Here is a 19,684-nt window from a genome sequence, read left to right on the forward strand (position 1 = left end):
CCACCACGACCGTTGGGAGCCATTCGGGGCGTGCGCCGGACCGGCGCAGCGCGGCGGAAAGGCCGCAGACGAACCACAACAACGCGCACAGGCCCAAGACGAGCAGGAAGCCACCCGCGGCCAAGGCCGTGGCGGACTGGGTCTCCAGGTACCCGCTGGATCTCTGCGGCCGGTGCGTCGAAGTTGGGTTCGGGCGTGCCGGTGCTCGACATGAGGATCACGCCGCTGAACAGCATCGCGGTGGCCGCCCAACCCGCGATGCCGGCCGGGCGGAGGTGTCAACGACGGTTCTAATCCGCCGTTGACATGCGGAGATGGCCGCGCACGATGGGGTGCTGATCGACCCGGCCCGCCGGGCCAAACCGAAGGACAAGCCCCACGTTGAGCGGCAGGTCCCGTATGTCCGCGACAGCTTCTGGCGCGGCCGGGATGTCGCATCGCTGCAACCATGCCTCACAGCGAGTGTCCCGCAAGCTCGGCTACGAGGTCGACGGCATCTCGGTTGACGCTCGCAGTGGTGAGGCCGTCGTGTCCGACCGCTTACGGCTCACCAGGCAGAGGTGGACTCAGCAGGAGCGGCTCGCGCTTTGGGAAACGTGGTGGTCGAAGCGCGAAGTGTCGTGGCACGTAGTCAACCGAGTGGTCCGCCAACTGGCGGTGGCGGCGAAGCAGGTCTGCTGCTGCGCCTGGGGTTCCCGGGTGATATTGAGCGGACACCGCACCCTTGGCAGACGATGGCCCGGGGCCACGCGGCAGTCGCCGAAGCGCCCGGCGACGTGGTTGCTGTACATGCTGCAAGGAGGTCTGAGCCGTCGCGCTCTGTCCGCACCGTGGCCCGACATGCGCAGGAGTGGGCGTGGAACCCTCCTCGATAGCTTGACGCCGCTACTACGCCCGGCGATACTACGTCCTGCGTAGTAGGAGGTGATTCCCGTGAGCCTTTCCGAGCTGGGCAGGTTCTCCGAGCCTGGGCTGCTTGTCCTGGTCAGCCTGGCAGACGGCCCGAAGCACGGCTATGCCATCCAGGAGGACATCGGCATGCTTACCAGCGACCGCCCCGGACCGGGCACGTTGTACGGGGCGATCAAGCGCCTGGAAGAGCGTGGGCTCATCGAGGCCCTGGCAGCCCAGGACAGACGCAAGCCCTATCAGCTCACTCCTGTGGGAAGGCGGATGCTACAGGCGGAACTGGAGCGCACCAGGTCGGTGGCCGCAGTGGGCCTGCGTCGCCTGGCGGTGACTTGATGCGCCGGCTGCACGCGGCTGTGCTCGCGCTGTACCCCCCAGCAGTACGCAAGCGCTACGGCGAGGAGATCGCCGCGCTGCTGGAACAGTCGCGCACCCCGGTGCGCGACCTCACCGACGTGGCCTGGTCCGCGCTGACCGATCGAGCGGAGAAGATGGTGACTGCTGACCTACCCGATGCGCTACGGCGCACCCCCCGACGGCTGACGGTCGCCTCCGTCGCCGTACTGGCGTGCCTGGCAGTGCCGCTGCTGGGGTTCAGCACGGTGCCGTCGGCCATTGTCCCCGTCGGGCTCGCCGCCGGCGTGCTGTGCGCCAGAAGGGGAGGCGGATTCGGCTCGGCGGCCGTGGTCATCGGCGCCGCGCTGGCGCTCTTCACCTCGCCCCACCTGGTCCAGTTGCTGGTCGGGCGGATCGATCGCATAGCGGAGGTCGCGAGCACGGCGGCGTTCGTTGCGGCCATGGCCGGACTGGCGGCACTGGTGGTCGCCCTGGTTCGCCGCAACCGACGCACAGCCGCGCTGACCGCCGCAGTGATCGGGGCCTTCACACTGCCCCAGCTCGCGACGACGATGCTGGTGCTGATAAATGGCGCCGAGCCGACGGGCAACCCATGGCTGGCGTACTGGGCCAGCATGCTGCCGTACCGCGGATGGAGCGAAGAAAGCGGAACAGCGTTTGTACCAGTCCTGTTCGATGTCCTGATCTGGTATCCGGTGCTCTACACCTTCTGCCTCTCATTCCTCCTGACGTTCTGTTTCCGGGCAACGGTCACCCAGGGCACGCCCGCTCCCACCAACAGGGCACAACGGACGGCAGCGTAGGAAGGCGACAGGCTGCAGCGACCAGCTTCCGTGAGGTCATGAGCTCCGCTGTCCCCTAGGCAACACAGATGCCTGGCACCGCGACCTTCTGAAAGAGGTGCGGAGTGGCGACCACGGAGGACGGATACGCGGCGAGGCCGGCCTTGAACTCTGGATGCGTGAAGGCGGTGCGGTACTGGGCCGTCGACTCCCAAACTGAGTAGTTCACATAGGTCGAACTGTCCCCGATGGCGCGGTGAAGCTGAGTCGAGATGAACCCCGGTTGCCGCTTCATGAAGGCCGCGTCGTTCTGCCATGCCTCGAGGAAACGTGGCTCATCGGCTTTGTCCAGCGTGACCAGGTTTACGAGTACGACGGGCGTGGCATCCACCGCGAGCTGTCGGTCGATCGGAAACGCGGGGTCGAGGGGGCGAAGTACCGGCATGACAGGCTCCCTTCAGGCCACGTTGGTTGTATGATGTCAACGTGGTGCCATGGAGCCTAGGAGTTTGACATTGTGATGTCAATACAACAGTATGGTGACAGATGACGACCAAGCGCACGCGGGCCGCTGACGCCTTGACCGACCTCATTATCGACGTACTCAGGCTGAACGGCCTCCTCGTGACGGCAGGCGACCGGATGGTGGCGCAGCTCGGGCTGACGAGCACCCGCTGGCAGGTCCTCCGAGCCATCATCGACGCCGAACACGCCCAGCCCGTTGCGTGGCTCGCCCGCGACATGGGCGGAAATCGCCAGAATGTGCAGCGAATCGTGAACGACTTGCAGAAGATGGGGTTCGTGACACTCGAGGAGAACCCGCATCACCGCCGCGCGTCACTCGTCGTGCTGACCGATAAGGGGCGCCGGACGTACGACGAGGCCAGCCGTCTGCAAGTGCCGTGGGCGAACGGCCTTTCCGAGGACCTGGCGATCGAGGACATCGACACGACTCGCCGCGTCGTCGCGGAGCTGCGGAAGAAGCTCGAGCTGAATGGCGAACGGGCTTCGACATGACCTGATCAAGGGAGCCGTAAGCCGAAAAACATTCGTGAAGGGTCGGTCCGTGGAGGGGTAACACAGCACAGGCGAGGCTCCTGGTCGGGGCATCGAATCCTGGTCGACTGCTGTCTTACCCGGAGCCTCGCCCTCATCGATGGCCGGGCTCCCCGCACCTGCCCTGAGCTGCAAGATCAGCTTGAAAAAGGCTCACTGGCTATCGCAACTTCTCCTGCCCGGCCGGCTCGGCCTGCTCCACCAGCACGCGCTCAAAGCCGGAGTAGACGTTCATGCGCGCTCCGCGCAGGAAGCCGACCAGCGTCAGACCTGACTCGACGGCGAGATCGACGGCCAGCGAGGACGGCGCGGAGACTGCGGCCAGCACCGGCACTCCCGCCATCACCGCCTTCTGCACCAGCTCGAAGGAGGCTCGCCCGGACACCATCAGCACACACCCGCGTAGCGGGACCCGCCCGCCCAATAGGGCCCAGCCCAGCACCTTGTCCACGGCGTTGTGCCGCCCGACGTCCTCCCGGACCACCAGCAACTGTCCGTCCGCGGTGAACAGCGCCGCGGCGTGCAGCCCACCGGTGGTGTCGAAGACCTGCTGCCCTGCCCGCAGCGCAGCGGGCAGCCCGGCCAGCACCTCAGTGCTGATCCGCACCGGGTCCGCGGCGGGGGAGAAGCTGGAGGCCAGCCGTACCGCGTCCAGCGAGGCCTTGCCGCACACCCCGCACGAGGACGTGGTGTAGAAGTTGCGTTCCACCCCCGGCTCGGGCGGCGCAACCCCGGCCGCGAGCGCGACGTCGAGCACGTTGTATGTGTTAGAGCCCTCGTCGTCGCGGGACCCGCAGTATCGGGCGGTGACCACGTCGGCCGCATCGCGGATTACGCCCTCGGTGAGCAGGAACCCGTGGGCCAGCTCGACGTCGTGTCCCGGGGTGCGCATCGTCACCGCGAGCGCGCGGGCGCCGACCCGCAGCTCGAAGGGCTCCTCGGCGGCAAGGCTGTCCGGGCCACGGCGGGCGCCGGCCGGGGTGATCCGCAGGACCGGCTTGCGGACCGACAACCTGCCCATCAGTACCCCCCTCCGGGCAGCGCGATCAGCCGTACTGGGCCCTCGCCCGGCCCGACGACCGCGATCGCGTCCGCACCGGCGGCACCGCGCAGCATCGCGCTGCCGGCGTGCGTCACCGGCTCAGCGACACCCGCGAGCACCCGGACCGGGACCAGTGTGGTGGTGCCGGCACGCCGCGGCAGCCGGGGACCGTGCGCGGTGCCCGGCACGGATAGCGCCTCCCCGCGCAGCCCGGCGAGCACCGGTACGGCCAGGGTCAGGAATGCTACGAGAGCGGCCAGCGGGTTGCCGGGCAGTCCGATGACCAGCGTTCCGTCCGGAAGCCTGGCCAACGACTGGGGGTGGCCCGGCCGGCAGGCCACGCCGTCGACCAGCAGCTCCGCGCCGAGCCGCTTGAGACACGGGCGCAGGTGATCGGCCGGTCCGGCCGAAGACGAGCCCGAGACCAGCAGCACCTGGCCGCTGCCTGCCTCCAGCGCGGCGGCCAGCGCGCTGTCCGAGTCCGGCAGCCGGGTTAGACCGGCCGGCTGCCCGCCCGCCCATGCGATCAGCCCGGGCAGCATCGGACCGATCGCGTCGCGCACCGCGCCCGGCCCCGGCAGCCCGCTGCTGCACAGCTCGTCGCCGGTGACCAGCATGCCGACCAGCGGCCGCGGGTGCACCTCGAGCAGGTCGTTGCCCACTGCGGCCGCCAGCGCGGCCAGCTGGGGGGTGACCGGCGTGCCGACGGGGGCCAACTGCTCCCCGCGCCGACACTCCTCACCCGCCCGGCGCACGTGCCGGCCGGCCGGCGCAATCGTCGCCGCGGTCACCGACTCTTCGTAACGAATGGCCTGTTCATAGGGCAGCACGCCGTCGGTCCCCTCTGGAACCGGGGCGCCGGTGGCCACCTCACGCGCCTCGCCGGGCCGCAGCGGCGGCCCGGCGGTCTGGCCGGCACCCACTCGACCACGGATCATCCACGGCGGTGCGCCCCGCACGGCGTAGCCGTCCATCGCCGATCGGTCGAACGACGGCAGGTCGATCAAAGCGAGCAACGGCCGGGCCAGCGTCGTGCCGACCGCGGCCGCGGGGTCCAGCAGGCTGGGCGCCAGCGGCTCGGCCACCGAATGGGCCAGCGCCCGTGCCTCGTCCCAGTCCACCGTCCTCCCATCCAACCGCGTGAAGCCTTGGGCCGTACCCGTTGCGGTCGCCGCCCGTTGCGGTCGCTCCCCGTTGTGGCGGCAACCGTTGTACGCAAAGCCCTGCCGGTCACCGCCATCCTGCGCCGCCAGCCGCTCGCTCACGGCGACCGCCCGACTGGCCGCGTCGCGGTCGGCTAGGCGGCGCGGCATCTCCCCGACGCCGCCGAGCTGGAACGAGCTCACGCCGCGCCGGGCAGCCGGGCGGCGGCGGCCACGGCGAGCGGGTCGAGCCTCTCCCCGCCCTGCTCGACGTGCACGAGCAGGGCGGCGCGCATCCTCGGTTCCCAGTACTTCTGGATGTGCTCAGCCACCGCCGCCACCGCCTCCTCGTGCGGGCGATGTTGGAACTGCGCAGCGATGTGGTTGGCCATCCGCACGTGCGATGGTGTCGAGATCGTGCTCATCGCTCACTCTCCCGCGATCGGGACCGCCACGGCAGGCGCGGCCTCCGCGGCGGCCGTCGCGTTCGCCGGTGTCACCTGCACCGCGGTTACCTTGTACTCCGGGCAGTTGGTCGCCCAGTCGGAATGCTCGGTGGTGACCACATTCGCCCCGGACTCCGGGTGATGGAAGGTCGTGTAGCAGACCCCGACCGGCATCCGGTCCGACAGTTGGGCCTGCATCGTGGTCTGCCCGACCCGGCTGGCCAGGGTGACCGTGTCCCCGTCGTGGATGCCGCGCAACTCGGCGTCGTGCGGATGGATCTCCAGCACGTCCCTCGGATGCCAGGCGATGTTGCCGGTCCGCCGGGTCTGGGCACCCACGTTGTACTGGCTGAGGATCCGGCCCGTGGTCAGGATCAGCGGGAAACGCCGGGTGCTGCGCTCCTGAGTGGGCACGTAGTCGGTCCTGACGAAGCGTCCCTTGCCGCGTACGAAGCCGTTGACGTGCATGACCGGCGTCCCGTCCGGAGCGGCGGCGTTGCATGGCCACTGCACGCTGCCGACCCGGTCCAGCATCTCGAACGACACCCCGGCGAAGGTCGGGGTGGTCAGCGCGATCTCATCCATGATCTGCGCCGCCGACTCGTAGTGCATGGGGTAGCCCATCGCCTGCGCGATCTCGCAGATGATCTGCCACTCCTGCTTCCCGGTGCGGGCCGGGCGCACCGGGCGGACCCGGTTGATCCGCCGCTCGGCGTTGGTGAACGTACCGTCCTTCTCCAGGAAGGACGTGCCGGGCAGCAGGACATGGGCGAACTTGGCCGTCTCGTTGACGAACAGGTCCTGCACGACCAGCAGATCGAGCGCCCTCAGGGCGGCGTGCACGTGCGTTGTGTTCGGGTCGGACTGGGCGATGTCCTCACCTTGGACGAACAGGGCCCGGAACGAGCCGTCCAGCGCCGAGTCGAACATGTTGGGGATACGCAGGCCCGGCTCGTTGAGCAGCGGAACCCCCCACAGGTGCTCGTAGACCGACCGCACGTCGTCGTTGGCGACGTGACGGTAACCGGGCAGCTCGTGCGGGAAGGAGCCCATGTCGCATGAGCCCTGCACATTGTTCTGCCCGCGCAACGGGTTGACCCCCACCCCGGGGCGGCCGATGTTGCCGGTCACCATCGCAAGGTTGGCCATACCCATGACCATCGTGGAGCCTTGACTGTGCTCAGTGACGCCAAGGCCGTAGTAGATCGCGGCGTTGCCCGCGGTCGCGTACAACCGGGCCGCCTCGCGCAGCTCGGCTGCCGGCACCCCGGTGATCTCCTGCACGGCCTCCGGGCTGTTCTCCGGGCGGGCGATGAACTCCGCCCACTCGTCAAACCCCTCGCAGCGCTGCGCGACGAACTCGTCGTTCACCAGGCCCTCGGTGACCACCACATAGGCCATCGCGTTGACCACCGCGACGTTGGTGCCAGGAGCAAGCTGCAGGTGGTGGCGCGCCTGAATGTGCGGGGAGCGGACGAGCTCGATACGCCGCGGGTCCACCACGATCAGCTGGGTCCCCTGGCGTAGCTGCTGCTTGAGCCGAGAGGCGAACACCGGATGCGCGGCAGTGGGGTTCGCCCCGATCAGCAGCACGACGTCGGCCTCGGCGACCGAGGCGAAGTCCTGAGTGCCTGCCGAGGTGCCGAAGGCCTGGCTCAGGCCGTAGCCGGTGGGAGAGTGGCACACCCGCGCACAGGTGTCGACGTTGTTGTTGCCGAACGCCGCCCGCACCATCTTCTGGACGACGTAGACCTCCTCGTTCGTGCAGCGCGACGAGGTGATGGCACCGATCGCGCCCTGGCCGTGCTCGGCCTGGATCTCGCGCAGCCGCCGCGCGGTGAACGAGATCGCCTCCTCCCAGCTGACCTCCCGCCACTCGTCGGTGATGGATTCGCGCAGCCGCGGGGCGAGCACCCGGTCGGGGTGGGATGCGTAGCCAAAGGCGAAACGACCTTTGACGCAGGAATGGCCCTCGTTGGCGCCGCCGTCCTTGTAGGGCACCATACGGACCAGTTCGTCGCCGCGCAGCTCGGCCTTGAACGAGCAGCCGACGCCGCAGTAGGCGCACGTGGTGAGCACGGTACGGGTGGGCATGCCGAGTTCGACGACCGAGCGCTCCTGCAGCGTGGCGGTCGGGCAAGCCTGCACGCAAGCGCCGCACGACACACACTCGGAGTCCAAGAATCTCTCGCTGGCACCGGCTGCGACCTTGGAGGCGAAGCCCCGGCCCTCGATCGTCAGCGCGAAGGTGCCCTGGACCTCACCGCAGGCACGGACGCAGCGCGAGCAGGCGATGCACTTGCTCGCGTCGAAGTCGAAGTACGGGTTGGAGGTGTCCTTCGGCGCGTCGAAGTGGTTCTCACCGTCGAAGCCGTAACGGACCTCCCGCAGACCCACCACGCCCGCCATGTCCTGCAGTTCGCAGTCGCCGTTGGCCGAGCAGGTCAGACAATCCAGCGGGTGATCGGAGATGTAGAGCTCCATGACACCCTTGCGCAGCTTATCCAGCTCCGGCGTCTGAGTGCGTACGCGCATGCCCGGCGCGACCGGCGTGGTGCACGACGCCGGGGTGCCCCGGCCGCCCACCACCTCGACCAGGCACAGCCGGCACGAGCCGAACGGCTCCAGGCTGTCGGTGGCGCACAGCTTCGGGATTTCGATACCGGCCAGCGCCGCCGCCCGCATCACCGACGTGCCTTCGGGTACCCGTACCGGGTGCCCGTCGATCTCGACGTCGACGCTCGCCCCACCGGTGCGCGCCGGCGTGCCGAGGTCCGGCTCCTTGAGCAGGCTCATGCTGTGCCCTCCGTCATCACGGCAACGGTCTGACATGGAGCGAAGTCATCGGGGAAGTGCTGCAGCGCGCTGCGCACCGGCATCGGAGTCAGCCCGCCCATCGCGCACAGCGATCCCTTGGTCATGAGATCGCAGAGGTCCTCGAGCACCACCAGGTTTTCCGACCGGTTCACTCCGGCGACGATCCTGTCGATGACCTCGACGCCACGCACGGCGCCGACCCGGCAGGGCGTGCATTTGCCGCACGACTCCGCCGCGCAGAATTCCATAGCGAACCGCGCCTGGCGCGCCATGTCGACGGTGTCGTCGAGGATGACGACGCCACCGTGTCCGAGCATCGCACCGGCTGCGGCGAACGCCTCGTAGTCCATCGGCAGATCGAACCGCGATGTCGGCAGGTACGCCCCGAGCGGCCCACCGACCTGCACCGCCCGCACCGGGCGCCCCGAGCGGGTACCGCCGCCGAACCGTTCGACGAGCTCGCCGAGAGTGATGCCGAAACCGGTCTCGACGATGCCGCCGCGGGCGACGTTGCCGGCAAGCTGGAAGACCTGGGTGCCGCGGGAGCGCGCCACGCCGTGACTGGCGAAGGCTGCCGCGCCGTCGGCCAGGATCATCGGTACGGACGCGAGGCTGAGCGCGTTGTTGACCACGGTCGGCTTGCCGAACAGCCCGTGCAGTGCCGGGACCGGCGGCTTGGCCCGAACCATGCCGCGCTTGCCCTCCAGGCTCTCGAGCATGGAGGTCTCTTCGCCGCAGATGTAGGCCCCGGCACCGACCCTGACGAACAGATCGAAGGACAGGTCCGAGCCGAGGATCCGCTTCCCGAGCCAGCCATGCGCGTACGCGATCTCGATGGCCGAGCGGACCGTGGCGACCGCGTCGGGGTACTCGGAGCGGATGTATATGTAGCCCTCGCACGCGCCAACCGCGTACGCGGCGATCGCCATGCCCTCGATGATGGTGAACGGGTCGCCCTCGATGAGCATGCGGTCGGCGAAGGTACCGCTGTCGCCCTCATCGGCGTTGCAGCAGACGAACTTCAGATCCGCCTCGGCGCCCAGGACCGTGCTCCACTTGACGCCGGTCGGGAAGCCAGCCCCGCCCCGCCCCCGCAGACCGGACGCCGTGACCTCGGCGACGACTCCGGCCGGACTCAACTCCAGCGCCCGACGCAGGCCTTTCAGCCCGCCATGGGCCAGGTAGTCGTCGGTCGAGAGCGGGTCAATGACGCCGACCCGGGCGAAGGTGACCCGGGTTTGGTCGCGCAACCAGGCAATGTCCTCGGTGCGCCCGAGGCGGAGACCGTGCTCGGCACCGTCGAGCATCCCGGCAGCCACCAGGCCCTCGACGTCGTCGGGGCGCACCGGCCCGTAGGCAATCCGGCCCTCCGGCGTGACCACCTCGATCAGTGGCTCAAGCCACAGCATGCCGCGGGAGCCGTTACGTACCAGGCGGATCGGCCGCCCCGCAGCCGTCGCGGCAACCGCAATCCGGTCGGCCACGTCATCAGCGCCCACGGACCGGGCCGCCGAGTCGCGCGGGACGTAGACCGTCACGGGGCTGTTCACGAGTTGACCCCCAGCAGGCTGTCCAAGCGAGCGGCGTCGACCCGGCCGTACAGTCGGTCCCCGACCTGTACTGCCGGGCCCAGCGCGCAGTTGCCGAAACAGAGGGTCTGATCCAGGCTGACCGCGCCGTCCGCGGTCGTCTCGCCGAACGTCACGCCCAGCCGCGCCCGCGCGTGCTCCGCCAGCGCCGTGGCACCCACCGCCTGGCACGCCTCGGCCCGGCAGATCCGCACCGTGATGCGGCCGGGCGGGGTCGGGCGGAAATCGTGGTAGAAGGTGACCACACCGTGAACGTCTGCCCTGGTCAGGTTCAGCTCATCAGCCAGTATCGGGATGACCGCCGGATCGACATGGCCCAGTTCCGACTGGATGCTGTGCAGGATCGGCAACAGCGCGCCGCGTTCACCACGGTGGGCCGCCACGATCGACCGCACCCGCTGCTCCAACGATTGCTCAGGCATTGGTGTCATGACTAGTCCCTCCGATCCCGCGACACGAGACGTGGTCACGATCGCGCGGTTCGTCGGCGTTGGTCAAGGTGCACTTCGCGAATCGCGTGATAGGCCTCGCGTATCAAGGCTCACCGGTCCTGCTCAGCCAGCCGGTGGGACCGGTAGGAGGTGTTGGCGCATCAGCCGGTCCAGCGTGCCAGGTACGTCGGCGGCGCGCGCCACATCCACCAGAGCCCTGGCGAGGATCAACCCCGGATCCCGGTCGGCCAGCACTAGGCCGACCTGATAGGACCGGCTGGGCCGCTGCAGGGGAATCACGCGCATCCCCTTCGGCACACCGAACATGTGCAGCCAGGCGTGCGCGATCACCGTGGACCACCGGTGCGTCGCCACATGGGCGAACAGGGCCGAGACGGTGTCAGTCTCGATGGTTGGGGTGACGGTCACGCCGGCGTCTGCGAAGTTCCGGTCCAGGATCCGGCGGTTCTGCATCGTCGAGGACAGCAGGCACAGCGGCGTGCCAGCGATCTCCGCCCACCCGATGCTCTCCCCACCGGCGAACTCGCTGTCCATCGGTGTCAGCAGCAGGTAACGCTCCCGGTACAGCGGCACCGTCCGTACGTTTCCGAGCGGTTCCCCGTCGAGATAGGTCAGCCCAACGTCGAGGTCGAACTCGGCCAGCCGCTGCACGATCTCGCGGGACGACAGCGACTCAAGCGAGATCCTGGCGAGTGGATACTGGTCGCAGAACGGTGTGGTCAGCAGCGAGGCCGCGGTCAGCGCGGTAGGAATCGCCCCGATGCGCAGGACACCCGACACCTCGGTCTGCAGCGCCGAGAGGTCGTCGAACAGCGCGTCACGCTCGGCCAGGATGCGGCGCGCCCACATCACCACCCGCTCGCCCTCCGGCGTGAAACCCTCGAACCGGCGGCCGCGCCGCACGATCGCGACCTTGAGCTCGCGCTCCAGCTTGCGGATTCCGGCGGACAGCGATGGCTGGGACACACGGCAGGCGTCGGCCGCCCTGGCGAAGTGGCGCTCCTGCGCCAACGCGGTCAGGTACTCCAGTTGACGCAGCAGCACGACACACTCCTCTCAGATCCGCGGCCTTGTCCCCCTGGCCCGACCAGTCATGCGCCCGGCGTCGATCGCGCGCGGCCGCGGGCGCGAAGGTGCGTCAACTGCAGCACAGCAGCGCCGAGGGCGACCGCCAAACACATCACGGAGACGACGAACCCGGCGCGATATCCAGCGAGCTGGGCCACGACACCGAGGGCGAAGCCCCCAGACCGATGCCGACGCCGAAACCGTGGTCGTGACAGCGAAGCTCCCGCAGCACCTGGAGCTTATCCCGGCCCGCGCTCGAAGCGGGGAAGTCGGTGCTCAGCGCCGTTGCCGCGGGCCGCGGAGTGTGCGACGCCTGGCCGACGATGTCGGAGCCGAGGCACCGCAGGTGTCGAAGCGCCGTGTGGCTGGTGAATGCCGCCCGGGAGGTACCGCTGGCGAGACCCGCCAGCAGCTCGGCTTGACGCAGGTGGCGGTCATCTCGACGTCATCGACCGCGTCGGCCGGTATGGTGGCCACGAGGTCTCCGGTCCTTGGTGCTTCGGGCTTCCAGGTCTGGAACAAGCAGCGCCGCGGCATACGCGTTCGACGGGCGGAAAACATGCGGCATCACAGCCTCGTCGGCCGCAGGTACCGCCAGCTGCACGGCGGCGAATGTAACCTCGAGACGTCGGCTGCCTTACGGCGCTGACCATGCCCAGCTGGGTCTTCGTTAACTGTTGATCAAGGACTGTTGGTCGCGGTTTGATCTTGCCGGGTTGATCCGCGGGTGTGTGGGCATGACGAAGACCTGGCGCATGGCCGGGCTCCTTCAGGGGTTCGTCGGGCGCCGGCCGTCGATCGTCACCAGCGCGTCCACCCACCACGGCGGATCGCCGCTGGTACGCGCCGCGCGCCCATCCTGTGCGACATCGGGCGCGAGTTCCCGCAGCTGCGGCAATGACCCTGTGCCTGCCGAGAATTCAATCCGGGCAGCTCAGGCGGCATGTTCGTACTCGTGGAGAACACCGCCGAGGCGGTCGCGTCGGTGGATGTTCAGGTGGGCGAGCCGGGTGCGGATCGCTGATCGGTTCGGGTAGCGGTGCCAGTGGACGGGCGTTGGCGATGCCCTGGTGCGGACGATGCTCGTTATAGAAGATCTCGAACTCGCGCAACGCATGCAGCAGGTGTCGCTGGTTCCAGATCAGGGTATGGTCCGGCAACTCGCGGCGGCAGGTCCGCACCCGGCGCTCCATGGTCGAATTCATGCCGGGGCTGGTTCGAACCGGACCCGATGCCCGCCGCGCGGCGCTGCAGCAGCGCGAGCTGGTGACGTAACGCGAGGATCTCTCTGTCCTTGTCCCGGTCGCTGCCCGGCAGCAGCCGCAGGAGCGCGAACGCGTTCGTGATGCCGAGGTACGCCCGTCGCGCCAGCATGAGGCGGCATCACCGCGTAGTCGTCAACACCGATGAGCAAGGAGGACGCGCGGAGACGAGACAAGGTTGATGCCTCGGATCCGAAATGACCTCTGACCAGCACGGACGCAGTTCTCGGCAGGCACACGGTCGCCAGCGCTGCGCCGACTGGCGTCCGGTACGCGCGCTGTACCTGACGACGATCAGACCCGCCAAGACTCGCTACCACGAACCAGCAGGCCAACCCGCCGACGGGAGTATTCGGCACCCACATGCTCGCAATGATGACCGGCTTGATCGTTCTGTAACCCGCTCGCCATCGCGGACCCTTGACACAGGACTGCGCCCGAAGAGATATTGGGGTCAACCAAGCGCTTGCTAGGTTCCGTGAACTCCTCGTCAGACCCCGCATGCAGGAACGACGTGGCGGTAGCGACGTAACAGTTGAGCCCATTTTCACTTTGTCCCAGTAAGGCAGGGGGGTAGACGTGGCCACATCCAGGAGATCAGCGGCGCTTGCCGGCGCGCTGATCGCCGCGTTGGTGGCGTTCGCGGGCTGTAGCAAGAGTGGCTCCGACGCACCGAGCACCGGCACGGCGACCGGTGATCCCATCATCATCGGCCTGGACCAGGACAGCACCGGTCCGGGCGCTTCGTACAGCAACATCTCCGGCAAGACGATCCGACTGGCCATTCAGGACATCAACGACAAGGGCGGCGTGTTGGGCCGTCCGCTCCAGCTTGTGGTGGGCAACGACGAGAGTGACCCGACCAAGTCGCCGGCCGTGGTGCAGAAGTTGGTCAGCCAGGGCGCCAAGCTGGTGCTGATGCAGACGGGTGGCGCGGCATCGGCGCAGGCCAAGCCGACCCTCACCCAGCTCGGTGTCCCGGCCATCGCCCCCACCAGCGTGACCCAGTCGCTGGTCGACGCGCCGAACAACGAGTTCATCTACATGCTCGCCAACTCGACCGGCGACTGGGCCGAGGTGTACTGCGGAGCGTTCCAGAAGGCCAACATCAAGAAGATCGGCGTGCTGACCGATGACTCGTCGACCATCGCGGCGGTGAACAAGTCGCTGTTCGACGCGATGCCCTGTGTGCAGGTCGCGGCGACAGAGAAGGGCGCCACCGCGGCGTCCGACCTGTCCGCACAGGTGGCCCGACTCAAGGGCGCGAACGTCGACGCGGTGATGGTGACCACCCTCGGTGGCGCGTTCGAGGTGCTCGCGCAGAACACGCTCGCCAGCCAGTTGGCCGCGAAGCCGCGGTTCTCGCTCGCGTCGATCGGGAATCAGCCGGAGTCCTGGAAGCTGGCCAACGCGGGTGCCCTCAACGGTTTGGTGTTCATGGGTTCCATCAACAACCAGAACCCTCGTACCCAGGAACTGACCAAGTTCCTGAAGGACAAGAACGGCGCCGACTACGAGGTCACGGCCTATGACGCCCAAGCCTGGGACACCGTGCACATCGTCAAGCTCGCGATCGAGAAGGCCGGCGGCGCGGACGACTCGAAGAAGCTGAACGAAGCGATCCAGAGCATCTCGGGATATCAGGCCTCGTTCGGCCAGCCGAGCTTCACGCTGTCCTACTCCGCCACCAAGCACCTCGGTGCGGATGGCCTCTGCGGCCTGTCCCTGATCGAGTTCGGCGCGGACAACAAGCCGAAGGGGCCGTGGGCGACCTACCAGCCGCCCTGCTAGACCGAAAGTCGGCCGTGGGGCGGACATCCTCCGCCCCACGGGTCGATGATCGTCTATGGTCGAACCTTAGCTTTGGATCTGGCCGGCCTGGCGCTCATCCCAAGCGCTTGTTAGGTGGGCAGGATGTGTCGCAGTTCTTCGGCTCCAACGAAACCGGTGCGCCGTCCCCGGACCCGTACCACCGACTCGGCCGATCTGCGTCTGCGTACCGCCGGGGCCGTCATCGGATCCACTGTGGACCTCGACGAACTGCGCGAGCACCTCAGGGCGCGCGGCGTCGCGACCGGGACCTGGCCGGAGCGGCTGGAACTCGCGGACGAGCTGCCTCGCGGCTCGGGCGGCAAGGTCGCCAAGGCGGAACTTCGCGCCGACCTTCGTCGCAGGATGTCCCTGACCCGTAGCCAGCTTCATCGAGGGAGCCCGAGCCATGCCGATTCGGATCGCCGTCCTTGACGATTATCAGTGCGTCGCCCGGTCGAGTGCCGATTGGACGCCCCTCGACGGCCGGGCCGACGTCACATTCTTCCACGACCATATTGCCGACCCGGCTGACCTGGTGCGCCGGCTGGAGCCGTTCGAAGTGGTCGTGGCGATGCGCGAGCGGACGGCGTTCCCGTCGGCGATCCTCGACAGGCTGCCCAATCTGGCCCTCCTGGTCACCACCGGTCCGTTCAACGCGGCGATCGACGTCGCGGCCGCACATGCCCGCGGGATCGTGGTCTGCGGAACTGACGGCGTGCCGCACACCACGGCCGAGCTGACCTGGGCCCTCATCATGGCAGTCACCCGCAGAGTGCCGGCGGAGGATGCCGCGCTGCGGGCAGGGCATTGGCAAACCACGATCGGTCCTGAACTGGCTGGATCGACCCTCGGCATCATCGGGCTGGGCAATATCGGCTCGAGGATCGCCCGCTACGCACTGGCCTTCGACATGGACGTCGTCGCCTGGAGCCAGAATCTCACCAACGAGCGGGCGGAGTCGGTGGGCGTGAAACTCGTCAGCAAGCGCGAGTTGTTCGAGCGCGCCGACGTAGTTACCGTCCACCTCAAGCTGAGTGAACGTACGAGGAACCTGATCGGTCGACCCGAGCTGGAACTGCTCGGCCCGCGCGGTTACCTCGTCAACACCTCGCGCGGGCCGCTCGTGGACGAGAGTGCCCTGGCCGAGGCCCTGTCGGACGCCGTCATCGCCGGCGCGGCGCTGGACGTGTTCTCCGTCGAGCCGTTGCCAGCAGACCACCCGCTGCGCGACGCGCCGAACACTGTTCTGACTCCACATATCGGCTATGTCTCGGTGCCGATGTATGAGCGGTTCTTCTCGCACGTGGTGGAAGACGTCGTGTCATGGCTGCAGGGCACCCCGGTTCGGGTAATCCCGGCCGAGTCGTAAGCGCCGAAAAGGTCAGGGACGAGTACCACAGAACAGCCTTGACCCGATCCACGAAATAGCAGCGCACGGGCCCTGAAGCTAGATTTGGCGCAGTACAGGGTCAGGCGAGAGCAATGAGGGGGTCAGAGCGCGTGCACATTGACACGAGCGTCCGATCATCGAACACGGCTGCCTTGGTGCAGCACAGCATCGACAGATTCGAGGAAGTGGGTGACCAATGCCGCGGGAAGACCAGGTCGAGCGATCACGGGTCGATGTGACCACGGCCGTTACTGATTGCCTGTACCGGTATGCGAGGGCGGTCGATCGGTGTGACTGGGACTCGGTGCGTGCGTGCTACCACGACAATGCCTTCGATCACCACGGTGCGTACCAAGGCGGGGTCGACGGGCTGATTGAGGACATGAAAATTCGCCACGCACAACTGGACTCTTCGGTCCATTTCATCACCAACGTCCTCGTTGACTTGCCCGATCCGTATGTTGCATTGGTCGAGTCCTACTGCCTGTGCTATCTAAGGCGCCGCAGGCAAGAAGTCTCTGGCGCGCAGCAATTGACGACCGTGAAATGTCGATACCTAGACAAATTCACGCCGGATGCTCGTGGTCGGTGGCGTATCGCATCCCGCATGGTTGTGTTGGATGAGGTGTGTGTCGGCGAGGTTCAGGACAGTCGGCCACAGGCAGGCGCTCGATCAGAGAGGGATCAAAAGGACCCATTGTGGACCTTTCTTGATCGCGGAGCGGACTGGAACTCAGAAGATTATGCCTCTGGGGTCGAGGCATGAACGGGAGCGCGGCAGCGCTGTAGGGCACCCCGCTGCGCCCGCTCTCCAGGGCGAGCGAGGATCGCAACGCTGCGCCCGGTCTCCGGCTCGTTGAGGATCGCAATGTGAAGGCGGCCCGGCTGCACCTGTCTTCGATGCGGTGCTGGACCTCGGGGTGGGGTTGTGCGGCGGCGACTACGCCGGCTTGCCCGATGCTGGTTGGAGTAGCGCAACTCGGTAGACGGGGGAATGAACGGGTCGGGAGGCCGCCGCCGGCGACTTCGCGAGCATGGACAGCGGCATGAGTGCGCAGCCGATCAAGCGGCTATAGCGGCCGGCACGGCGCCCGAGGCTTGATGGCTGAGAATGGCCTGTGGGGTGTCTTTACTTCGCTTCAGTGCCTGATCTGGACTTCTATGCGGCTTGTTCGTACTCGTTGACGAGGCCGCCGAGGATCGGTCGGCGTTTGATCCGCTCCTGGGTCAGATCGACGGTTGGGCGTTCAGATCGGGGCTGCCGCACTCCAGGGCGTCGGCGATGCCACGACAGGACCGTGGCCGGGGTGACCAGCCGGTGCAACCGCAGCGCTCGTGGCAGTCGCCGGATCAACGCGGCGAGGACGAACCGATCAGCCCAGTCCAGCTTCGGTTTCGGATTGCCCCGCCGCAGGACCGCGTTCTCGTGCCGCAGGACGAGAATCTCCGCATGCAGGCTGGCACGGCTTCGTCCAAGGATGGTCACCCGTCCAGGAGGCGGCAGAACGCGAGGTAGAACAGTCGCATCGACACGGCCCCGATCATGCCGGCATCGTGACAGGATGTCGCGTCCACCCAGGTCAGACACCATGACCGAGTAAAGACACCCCACAGGGTAGAACATCGTGATCGCCGAACCCCGTCAGCGGCTGCTCGGGGTGACCAGGCCGGATTCGTAGGCCAGGACGACGAGCTGGGCGCGGTCGCGGACGTGCAGCTTCGTCATCGCGCGGTTGACGTGGGTCTTCGCGGTCACCGGGCTGATCACCATTTGTCCGGCGATCTCCTCGTTGGACAGCCCTTGCGCGACCAGCGTGACCGCTTCGCGTTCACGGACGGTCAACGCGGTCAGGAGGGCGCCGGCGTTGCGGTGCGGCCGTTGGGTGACATACCGGTCGATCAGCTTGCGGGTGATCGACGGCGCCAGCAGCGCGTCACCGCGCGCGGCGACGCGGACGGCGTGCAGGAAGTCCTCCGGCAGGACGTCCTTGACGAGGAAACCGGCCGCACCGGCGCGCAACGCGTCGTAGACGTGCTCGTCCAGTCCGTAGTTGGTCAGCACCACGACGTGCACGCCGTCGAGGGCCGGGTCCGCCGCGATCCGCCGGGTCGCCTCGATGCCGTCCAGGACGGGCATCCGCACGTCGATGAGCACGACGTCGGGCAGGTGCTCCTGGGCCAGCGCGACACCTTGGCTGCCGTCACCGGCCTCGGCCACCACCTCGATGTCGTCCTCGGCACCGAGCAGCGCACGGAACCCGCTGCGGATGAGCGGCTGGTCGTCGACGAGCAGGACACGGATCACGACGCCTGCTCCACGGGAAGTTCGGCGTGGACGGTGAACCCGCCGTCGCTGCGCGGCTCGGCGCGCAACCGGCCGCCGAGGGCGGTCACCCGTTCCCGCATGCCCAGCAGCCCGACGCCGGGCGTCGGCGGGGACTGCGCGGTGCCCGTGCCGTCGTCGTCGACCTGGATGACCACCGCGCCCGGCCGGTAGCCGATCCGGACCGATGCGGTGGTGGCGGCGGCGTGCCGGGCGACGTTGGTCAGCGACTCCTGCACGATCCGGTATGCGGTGCGGTCGACCGCGGCCGGCACGTCGGTGCGGTGCCCGTCGACCGTCAACGACGCGTCCAGGCCAGCGGCCCGTGCCCGCTGCACCAGCGCTGGAACGTGGTCGAGGCCGCGCGGTGGTGTTCGGTCGTCCTCGCGCAACGCGTCGAGGGTCGCCCGCAGCTCGCGGGCCGCTTCACGGCCGGCGTCCCGGATCACCAGCAGCGCCTCCGGCACCGGTTCGCCCCGCTTCTGCGCCACGTGCACCGCGGCCTCGGCCTGGACCTTGATCACGGAGATCTGGTGGGTGAGCGAGTCGTGTAGCTCCCGGGCGATGTGCAGCCGCTCCTCGTCGGCGCGGCGCAGCGCGCTTTCCTCGCGGGTGCGTTCGGCCTCGTCCACGCGGCGTTCGGCCTGGCGCAGCGCCTCACCGGCCGCACCGGCGGCGATCAGCCAAGCCAGCGGAAGCACACTGCGCGCCTGGACCAGCGCCTCGCCCGTGGGCTGCCGGCCCAACGTCATCGCCGCGACAGGCAGCGCGAACAGCATCACCACGCTGGCGACGACGGTGACCCGAAGACGCCCGGCACGCACGGCGGCGTACACCGCGACCATGTACGCGACGGCGAGCACGACGAAGCCTGCCGTCTGATACGCCACCGCGCACAACCCCGTGACGATCAGGACCGCGACCGGGGCACGCCGCCGGGCGAGCAGCACCAGGCCGCCGACCGCGAGCAGCGGGTACCCAACCGGATCCAGCACCGTCGACCAGCCGTGTTCGGACAGACCGGCAGCCACGAGGACCGCCGCAACTCCGACCGCGACCAGCCAGTCGACGACGTCGATCCGTGCGCTGCTCACACACGCACCCTAACCGTCCGAGGACTGCGGCGATTCACTCCGGCGCACCATTTCCGGCTACTGCGCACGCAGTACTACGGCCATGCCTGCCACGCCCGCAGCAGGGTGAAGAGCCGACTCCCGCACGATGCCAGGCGGTAGGT

The 19,684-nt window shown here is 68.2% G+C and carries 19 protein-coding genes; 7 read left to right on the top strand and 12 right to left on the bottom strand.

From position 1 onward, the window contains the following. The first annotated feature begins 933 nt into the window (after positions 1–933). Together Dfulv_RS16215 and Dfulv_RS16220 are read left to right on the top strand one after the other, a co-directional pair. Positions 934–1,245, top strand: a complete 312-nt coding sequence (locus Dfulv_RS16215) for a PadR family transcriptional regulator (protein ID WP_259863883.1) — start codon at positions 934–936, stop codon at positions 1,243–1,245. After that, complete coding sequence (locus Dfulv_RS16220; RefSeq protein WP_259863884.1) at positions 1,245–2,069, top strand: hypothetical protein; 825 nt, start codon at positions 1,245–1,247, stop codon at positions 2,067–2,069. Before Dfulv_RS16215 ends, Dfulv_RS16220 begins: the two co-directional genes overlap by 1 nt. Before the next feature lie 55 nt (positions 2,070–2,124). Here Dfulv_RS16220 and Dfulv_RS16225 read toward each other — a convergent pair whose 3' ends face one another. Beyond that, the gene (locus Dfulv_RS16225) at positions 2,125–2,493 is read right to left on the bottom strand and encodes an antibiotic biosynthesis monooxygenase family protein (protein WP_259863885.1); all 369 of its coding nucleotides are present in this window, start codon (positions 2,491–2,493) and stop codon (positions 2,125–2,127) included. Positions 2,494–2,594: 101 nt separating this feature from the next. On the opposite strand from Dfulv_RS16225, the gene Dfulv_RS16230 reads away from it, so the two are divergent. Beyond that, positions 2,595–3,065: a MarR family winged helix-turn-helix transcriptional regulator gene (locus Dfulv_RS16230; protein WP_259863886.1), complete on the top strand. Its 471-nt coding sequence runs from the start codon at positions 2,595–2,597 to the stop codon at positions 3,063–3,065. Positions 3,066–3,264: 199 nt separating this feature from the next. Here Dfulv_RS16230 and fdhD read toward each other — a convergent pair whose 3' ends face one another. The 8 genes from fdhD to Dfulv_RS16270 all read right to left on the bottom strand — a co-directional run bounded on the left by fdhD (position 3,265) and on the right by Dfulv_RS16270 (position 12,865). Then, positions 3,265–4,125, bottom strand: coding sequence for a formate dehydrogenase accessory sulfurtransferase FdhD (fdhD, locus tag Dfulv_RS16235; RefSeq protein WP_259863887.1), 861 nt, complete (start codon positions 4,123–4,125; stop codon positions 3,265–3,267). Continuing rightward, the gene (locus tag Dfulv_RS16240; RefSeq protein ID WP_259863888.1) at positions 4,125–5,267 is read right to left on the bottom strand and encodes a molybdopterin molybdotransferase MoeA; all 1,143 of its coding nucleotides are present in this window, start codon (positions 5,265–5,267) and stop codon (positions 4,125–4,127) included. The genes fdhD and Dfulv_RS16240 overlap by 1 nt, the downstream gene beginning before the upstream one ends. A 221-nt stretch (positions 5,268–5,488) precedes the next feature. Continuing rightward, positions 5,489–5,713 (bottom strand): formate dehydrogenase subunit delta, encoded by a 225-nt coding sequence (locus Dfulv_RS16245; protein WP_259863890.1) that lies wholly within the window; start codon positions 5,711–5,713, stop codon positions 5,489–5,491. A 3-nt stretch (positions 5,714–5,716) separates the two neighbouring features. Further along, on the bottom strand, positions 5,717–8,530 hold the full coding sequence (gene fdhF / locus Dfulv_RS16250; RefSeq protein ID WP_259863892.1) for a formate dehydrogenase subunit alpha: 2,814 nt from the start codon (positions 8,528–8,530) through the stop codon (positions 5,717–5,719). Continuing rightward, on the bottom strand, positions 8,527–10,089 hold the full coding sequence (locus Dfulv_RS16255; protein ID WP_259863893.1) for a formate dehydrogenase beta subunit: 1,563 nt from the start codon (positions 10,087–10,089) through the stop codon (positions 8,527–8,529). Before Dfulv_RS16255 ends, fdhF begins: the two co-directional genes overlap by 4 nt. Positions 10,090–10,097: 8 nt before the next feature. Next, complete coding sequence (locus Dfulv_RS16260) at positions 10,098–10,571, bottom strand: NAD(P)H-dependent oxidoreductase subunit E (RefSeq protein WP_259863894.1); 474 nt, start codon at positions 10,569–10,571, stop codon at positions 10,098–10,100. A gap of 123 nt (positions 10,572–10,694) precedes the next feature. Further along, positions 10,695–11,636, bottom strand: coding sequence for a LysR family transcriptional regulator (locus Dfulv_RS16265; protein ID WP_259863895.1), 942 nt, complete (start codon positions 11,634–11,636; stop codon positions 10,695–10,697). Positions 11,637–12,580: 944 nt separating this feature from the next. Next, the gene (locus Dfulv_RS16270; RefSeq protein WP_319805798.1) at positions 12,581–12,865 is read right to left on the bottom strand and encodes an integrase core domain-containing protein; all 285 of its coding nucleotides are present in this window, start codon (positions 12,863–12,865) and stop codon (positions 12,581–12,583) included. A gap of 636 nt (positions 12,866–13,501) precedes the next feature. On the opposite strand from Dfulv_RS16270, the gene Dfulv_RS16275 reads away from it, so the two are divergent. The 4 genes from Dfulv_RS16275 (at position 13,502) to Dfulv_RS16290 (ending at position 16,890) form a co-directional block, all read left to right on the top strand. Continuing rightward, positions 13,502–14,713, top strand: coding sequence for an ABC transporter substrate-binding protein (locus Dfulv_RS16275; protein WP_259863896.1), 1,212 nt, complete (start codon positions 13,502–13,504; stop codon positions 14,711–14,713). A gap of 234 nt (positions 14,714–14,947) precedes the next feature. Continuing rightward, entirely contained in the window at positions 14,948–15,166 is a 219-nt protein-coding gene (locus Dfulv_RS16280; RefSeq protein WP_259863897.1) for a hypothetical protein, read from the top strand. Next, on the top strand, positions 15,141–16,103 hold the full coding sequence (locus tag Dfulv_RS16285) for a D-2-hydroxyacid dehydrogenase family protein (protein WP_259863899.1): 963 nt from the start codon (positions 15,141–15,143) through the stop codon (positions 16,101–16,103). The genes Dfulv_RS16280 and Dfulv_RS16285 overlap by 26 nt, the downstream gene beginning before the upstream one ends. Before the next feature lie 217 nt (positions 16,104–16,320). Next, positions 16,321–16,890 (top strand): nuclear transport factor 2 family protein, encoded by a 570-nt coding sequence (locus Dfulv_RS16290; RefSeq protein WP_259863901.1) that lies wholly within the window; start codon positions 16,321–16,323, stop codon positions 16,888–16,890. A gap of 393 nt (positions 16,891–17,283) precedes the next feature. Here the strand turns inward: Dfulv_RS16290 and Dfulv_RS16295 are convergent, their stop codons facing one another. From Dfulv_RS16295 to Dfulv_RS16305, 3 genes are read right to left on the bottom strand one after another with little or no spacing between them, the layout of a single operon-like run. Beyond that, positions 17,284–17,715, bottom strand: a complete 432-nt coding sequence (locus Dfulv_RS16295) for a hypothetical protein (RefSeq protein WP_259863904.1) — start codon at positions 17,713–17,715, stop codon at positions 17,284–17,286. Between the two features lie 51 nt (positions 17,716–17,766). After that, the gene (locus Dfulv_RS16300; protein ID WP_259863906.1) at positions 17,767–18,429 is read right to left on the bottom strand and encodes a response regulator; all 663 of its coding nucleotides are present in this window, start codon (positions 18,427–18,429) and stop codon (positions 17,767–17,769) included. Further along, on the bottom strand, positions 18,426–19,541 hold the full coding sequence (locus tag Dfulv_RS16305) for a sensor histidine kinase (RefSeq protein ID WP_259863910.1): 1,116 nt from the start codon (positions 19,539–19,541) through the stop codon (positions 18,426–18,428). Before Dfulv_RS16305 ends, Dfulv_RS16300 begins: the two co-directional genes overlap by 4 nt. Positions 19,542–19,684: the final 143 nt, after the last annotated feature.

It is taken from the genome of Dactylosporangium fulvum, assembly GCF_025137375.1.
Classification (GTDB): Bacteria; Actinomycetota; Actinomycetes; order Mycobacteriales; family Micromonosporaceae; genus Dactylosporangium; species Dactylosporangium fulvum.

Bases quoted from the DNA above. Each gene is read 5' to 3' on its own strand.
- Dfulv_RS16290 (WP_259863901.1), top strand. From the start codon at position 16,321: ATGCCGCGGGAAGACCAGGTCGAGCGATCACGGGTCGATGTGACCACG.
- Dfulv_RS16295 (WP_259863904.1), bottom strand. From the start codon at position 17,715: ATGGTGTCTGACCTGGGTGGACGCGACATCCTGTCACGATGCCGGCAT.
- Dfulv_RS16260 (WP_259863894.1), bottom strand. From the start codon at position 10,571: ATGACACCAATGCCTGAGCAATCGTTGGAGCAGCGGGTGCGGTCGATC.
- fdhF (WP_259863892.1), bottom strand. From the start codon at position 8,530: ATGAGCCTGCTCAAGGAGCCGGACCTCGGCACGCCGGCGCGCACCGGT.
- fdhD (WP_259863887.1), bottom strand. From the start codon at position 4,125: ATGGGCAGGTTGTCGGTCCGCAAGCCGGTCCTGCGGATCACCCCGGCC.
- Dfulv_RS16285 (WP_259863899.1), top strand. From the start codon at position 15,141: ATGCCGATTCGGATCGCCGTCCTTGACGATTATCAGTGCGTCGCCCGG.
- Dfulv_RS16220 (WP_259863884.1), top strand. From the start codon at position 1,245: ATGCGCCGGCTGCACGCGGCTGTGCTCGCGCTGTACCCCCCAGCAGTA.
- Dfulv_RS16270 (WP_319805798.1), bottom strand. From the start codon at position 12,865: ATGAATTCGACCATGGAGCGCCGGGTGCGGACCTGCCGCCGCGAGTTG.
- Dfulv_RS16225 (WP_259863885.1), bottom strand. From the start codon at position 2,493: ATGCCGGTACTTCGCCCCCTCGACCCCGCGTTTCCGATCGACCGACAG.
- Dfulv_RS16245 (WP_259863890.1), bottom strand. From the start codon at position 5,713: ATGAGCACGATCTCGACACCATCGCACGTGCGGATGGCCAACCACATC.
- Dfulv_RS16230 (WP_259863886.1), top strand. From the start codon at position 2,595: ATGACGACCAAGCGCACGCGGGCCGCTGACGCCTTGACCGACCTCATT.